Origin of the sequence: Kribbella albertanoniae, from assembly GCF_004348455.1 — a bacterium.
Classification (GTDB): Bacteria; Actinomycetota; Actinomycetes; order Propionibacteriales; family Kribbellaceae; genus Kribbella; species Kribbella albertanoniae.
On sequence record NZ_SMKA01000426.1, the window covers coordinates 1 to 4,578 of the forward strand.

Here is a 4,578-nt window from a genome sequence, read left to right on the forward strand (position 1 = left end):
GGCTGGGGCGCCGCGGTTGGGGGCTGGGTTGGCGCTGGCGTTTCCGTTGGTGAAGGCGTTGGCGAAGAAGGTGTCGTCGACATGAGGCTCGGTTACGGGACGAACGGGTTTGCGAACCATCGGCTGGCCGATGCGTTGAGCGTGATCGCGGACCTCGGGTACGACGGAGTTGCGCTGACGCTCGATCACAACCATCTGGACCCGTTCGGGCCGTGGTTGCGGGAGCGGACCGCCGAGGTCGGACGGCTGCTGGAGCGGTATCAGCTGAGCCTGGTGATCGAGACCGGTGCTCGCTACGTGCTGGATCCGTTCCGCAAACACGCGCCGACCCTGCTCCACAACGATGGTGCCGAGCAGCGGATCGACCTGTTGCAGAAGGCGATCCAGATCTCCGCCGACCTCGGTGCCGAGGCGGTCTCGTTCTGGTCCGGCATCCTCCCGCCGGAGGTGGAGCCGACCGTCGGCTGGCGGCGGCTCGTCGCCGGATGCGAGCAACTTGCCGGGTACGCCGCCGACCGCGGAGTGCGGCTCGGGTTCGAACCGGAGCCCGGCATGCTCGTCGAGGATCTGGCCGGCTATCTCAAACTCCAGGCCGAGGTCGGCAGCGATGCCCTCGGGCTGACCCTCGACATCGGGCACCTGGTCTGCAACGAGCCGCAGTCACCACCCGACTGCATCCGCACCGGAGCGCCGTACCTGGTGAATGTGCAGATCGACGACATGGTCCGCGACGTCCACGAACACCTCGAGTTCGGGACCGGCGAGGTCGACTTCCCACCGGTCTTCGACGCGCTCCGCGAGGTCGGGTACACCGGTCTCGTCGCGGTCGAGCTGCCCCGGCACTCACACGCCGCGCCGACCGTGGCGCGCGACTCCATAACGTTCCTTCGCGAGGCACAACGATGAAGGCCGCTGACCTTCCCGTCGATGTCTCCGGTCTGCGCGACCGGCCGCTGGCCGAGGTGTTCCCGGCCATCGGCCGGATCGTCGGTCGCGAGCTGCTCGACACCGGCTGGACCACCGACGAGGCCGCCCGCGCCGTTCTGCTCGCCTCCGCCAGCGCGGCCGAGATCACCGAGATCTATCGGTACGGCGACGCTGCCGAGAAACGCGCCGTCCTCAAGGCACTGGCCTTGGACGAGGTCGCCACCACCATGAGCGCACAGGGTGTCGACCTGCTGGACGACGCGATCCGCACCAACGACCCGAGGCTGATCACGGCCGCACTCGGGTCGCCGTACGCCACCGAGAAGTTGCCGATGGCAAGTTTCCGGCAGGCGGTCCTGAAATGCGTGTTCGCCGGAATCCCGCTGGCCGAGGTCGACGGCCTGCCGGACCGGGTCGACGCCGAGCTGCTCCGGATGATGAGTGACTTCGCGGCCGAGAGGAGGGCCGCAGGCCGCTCCGTACCCGCCGATCTCACGCCGTACCTGACCGAGAGGTGACTGGACCGATGCGCATCTTCGACCCGCATATCCATATGACGTCCCGGACCACCGACGACTACGCGGCGATGGCCGCGCACGGCGTCCAGGCGGTGGTCGAACCGGCCTTCTGGCTCGGTCAGCCGCGGACCAGCGCCGCGTCGTTCGTCGACTACTTCGACGGGCTGATCGGCTGGGAGCCGTTCCGAGCCTCGCAGTACGGGATCAAGCACCACTGCACGATCGCCCTGAATCCGAAAGAGGCGAACGATCCGCGCTGCCGCGAGATCCTCGAGGTGCTGCCGCGGTACCTGGCCAAGGACGGGGTGGTCGCGGTCGGCGAGGTCGGGTACGACTCGATGACACCGGCCGAGGACGAGGTGTTCGCCCACCAGCTCGCGCTTGCCGTCCGGTTCGGGCTGCCCGCGCTTGTGCACACTCCGCACCGCGACAAAGCGACCGGTACGACGCGGACGCTCGACGTGGTTCGGGAGTCGGGAATCGAGGCGTCGTACGTCGCCGTCGACCATCTGAACGAGGTCACGGTCGAAGAGGTCGCGAACTCGGGTTGCTGGATGGGCTTCTCGATCTACCCGGACACCAAGATGGACCCGGACCGGATGGTCGCGATCCTGCAGCAGTACGGCACGGCGCGGATGCTGGTGAACTCCGCCGCCGACTGGGGCCGCTCCGATCCGCTGCGCACGTACGCGACCGGGCAGGCGATGCTGGCCGCGGGATTCACCGATGACGACGTCGACCAGGTGCTCTGGCGGAACCCGATTGCCTTCTACGGGCAGTCCGGACGGCTCGACATGAGCTCGGTCGAACCGGCCGAAACCTATGCGGGTAACTCGATCCTGCGGGGAGCACCGGCATGAGGTTCCGGCATCCGGACGGCTCGCTCGTCCACCTCGCGTACTGCACGAACGTCCACCCGGCCGAGGATCTCGACGGCGTGATCGCGCAGCTCGACGGCTGTTCGGCGCTCGTGCGGAAGGAGCTCGACGTACCGGTTCTCGGGGTCGGGCTCTGGCTCGCCTTTGAGCTCGCCGAGCAACTGGCGAACTCTTCGGATGCGTTGCATCGGCTTCGGCAGGCGTTGCTGCGCAACGGACTGGAGGTCGTGACGCTGAACGGCTTCCCGTACGCCGGGTTCCACGACGAGGTGGTCGGGAAGAAGGTATATCTGCCGGACTGGACTCAGCCCGAACGACTCCACTACACGCGCAACCTCGTCGACGTACTGGCGCAGTTGCTGCCGACGGATGCCACCTACGGCTCGATCTCGACGCTGCCCTTGGCGTGGCGGGAGCCGTGGTCGGTCGAGCAGGACACGTTGGCGCGGGCTGCGGTGAGTCGGCTGGAGATGCATCTGGCGCGCACCGAGGAATCGACCGGGCGGCGGATCCGGGTCGCGTTCGAACCCGAGCCGGGTTGTGTGATCGAGATGGTGCCGCAGGGTGCGGAATGGCTCAGCCCGTACGGCGAGGGTGGGCGGATCGGGTTGTGTCTCGACACGTGTCATCTGGCCGTGCAGTTCGAGGATCCGGCGACAGCCTTTGCGGTGCTGGATCGGGCTGGGGTGCCGGTGGTGAAGGGTCAGGTTTCGGCGGCGCTGCACGTGGCTGATCCGGGTGATGCCGAGGCGCGGCGATTGCTGGCTGAGTTCGCCGAGCCGAAGTTCCTGCATCAGACGCGGGAGCGGGGTGGGCGCGGGATCGACAACCTGGATGCGCTTGATCAGTTGGCGGGTGCTGATGCTTGGCGGGTGCATTTCCATGTGCCGGTCCACGCGGCGCCGCGATCGCCGTTGAGCAGCACGACCGACGTACTGGAGGACTCGCTCGCTCACCTGGTGGGCGGAGCGCATCCGCGCACGCTGCATCTCGAGTCGGAGACCTACACGTGGTCGGTGCTGCCGTCGTCACCTCGCGACACGGCCGAGCTTGCCTCGGGGATCGCCGGTGAGCTGGATTGGTTGCGCTCGCGTATCACCGCTCTTGGATTGGAGGCGCTATGACCCGGCAGGTCGTCGTGATCGATGTGGTCGGGTTGACGCCGCGGCTGCTGCGGAAGATGCCGCGGCTGCGGTCATTGCCTTTGACAAGGAATCTGGAGACGGTGCTGCCGGCGGTGACGTGTTCGGCGCAGGCTACGTTCCTGACCGGTGCACTGCCTTCTTCGCATGGGATTGTCGGGAACGGCTGGTATTTCCGGGATCTTGGTGAGGTCCTTCTGTGGCGGCAGCACAACCGGCTGATCCAGGGTGAGAAGGTCTGGGATATCGCCCGGCGGTCCGACCCGTCGTACAAGGTGGCCAACGTTTGTTGGTGGTACGCGATGGGCGCGGAGACCGACCTGCTGGTGACGCCGCGGCCGATCTACTACGCGGATGGGCGCAAGGCGCCGGACTGCTACACACGGCCGGTCGCGTTGCATGATCGGCTGACGTCTCGGTTGGGCGACTTCCCGCTGTTCAACTACTGGGGGCCGACGGCAAGCATCAAGTCGAGTCAGTGGATCGTCGATGCGGCCTGCGACATCCTCGCGACGGATTCGCCGGACCTGCTGCTGACCTATGTGCCGCATCTGGACTACGACCTGCAGCGGTACGGCGCTTCGTCCGTCGAGGCAACGCGGGCAGCGATCGAGTTGGACGCCGTACTGGCGCCGCTGCTCGACGATGCGGCTGCGCGTGATGCCACGGTTGTTGTGCTGTCGGAGTACGGCATCACCGATGTCAGCCGACCGGTCGACGTGAACCGCCTGCTGCGGCGGGAGGGTTTGCTGGAGGTGCATACGCAGGACGGGATGGAGTACCTCGACCCGTTTGCCTCTCGCGCGTTTGCGGTTGCCGATCATCAGATCGCCCATGTTTATGTGCGCGATCCCGCTGACCTCGACGCTGTTGCGAAGCTGTTGTCCGGGCTGCCGGGGGTCGCCGAAGTACTGGATGCCGAAGGCAAGAAACGCCACGGCCTCGACCACGAACGCGCCGGCGAACTGGTCATCGTCTCGGAACCGGACTCGTGGTTCACCTACTACTACTGGCTCGACGACGCCCGAGCCCCCGACTTCGCCCGAGCAGTCGAAATCCACCGCAAACCCGGCTACGACCCCGCCGAACTCTTCTTCGACCCCACCGACCCCC

Annotated in this window: 5 protein-coding genes; all 5 read left to right on the plus strand. The window is 66.8% G+C overall.

Annotated features, from left to right (window positions below):
• Positions 1 to 81: 81 nt before the first annotated feature.
• Positions 82 to 906, plus strand: coding sequence for a sugar phosphate isomerase/epimerase family protein (locus E1261_RS43315; RefSeq protein ID WP_132415955.1), 825 nt, complete (start codon positions 82 to 84; stop codon positions 904 to 906).
• Positions 903 to 1,445 carry an EboA domain-containing protein gene (locus tag E1261_RS43320; RefSeq protein WP_132415957.1) on the plus strand — a complete coding sequence of 181 codons (543 nt, stop codon included), beginning with the start codon at positions 903 to 905 and terminating at the stop codon, positions 1,443 to 1,445. The genes E1261_RS43315 and E1261_RS43320 overlap by 4 nt, the downstream gene beginning before the upstream one ends.
• Positions 1,446 to 1,453: 8 nt before the next feature.
• On the plus strand, positions 1,454 to 2,305 hold the full coding sequence (locus E1261_RS43325; protein WP_132415959.1) for a TatD family hydrolase: 852 nt from the start codon (positions 1,454 to 1,456) through the stop codon (positions 2,303 to 2,305).
• Positions 2,302 to 3,447, plus strand: a complete 1,146-nt coding sequence (gene eboE, locus E1261_RS43330; protein WP_132415961.1) for a metabolite traffic protein EboE — start codon at positions 2,302 to 2,304, stop codon at positions 3,445 to 3,447. The genes E1261_RS43325 and eboE overlap by 4 nt, the downstream gene beginning before the upstream one ends.
• Positions 3,444 to 4,578 (plus strand): alkaline phosphatase family protein (locus tag E1261_RS43335; protein ID WP_132415963.1); only part of this gene is annotated, 1,135 nt, incomplete at its 3' end. The genes eboE and E1261_RS43335, both read left to right, overlap by 4 nt.

Bases quoted from the DNA above. Each gene is read 5' to 3' on its own strand.
- E1261_RS43315 (WP_132415955.1), top strand. From the start codon at position 82: ATGAGGCTCGGTTACGGGACGAACGGGTTTGCGAACCATCGGCTGGCC.
- E1261_RS43320 (WP_132415957.1), top strand. From the start codon at position 903: ATGAAGGCCGCTGACCTTCCCGTCGATGTCTCCGGTCTGCGCGACCGG.
- E1261_RS43325 (WP_132415959.1), top strand. From the start codon at position 1,454: ATGCGCATCTTCGACCCGCATATCCATATGACGTCCCGGACCACCGAC.
- eboE (WP_132415961.1), top strand. From the start codon at position 2,302: ATGAGGTTCCGGCATCCGGACGGCTCGCTCGTCCACCTCGCGTACTGC.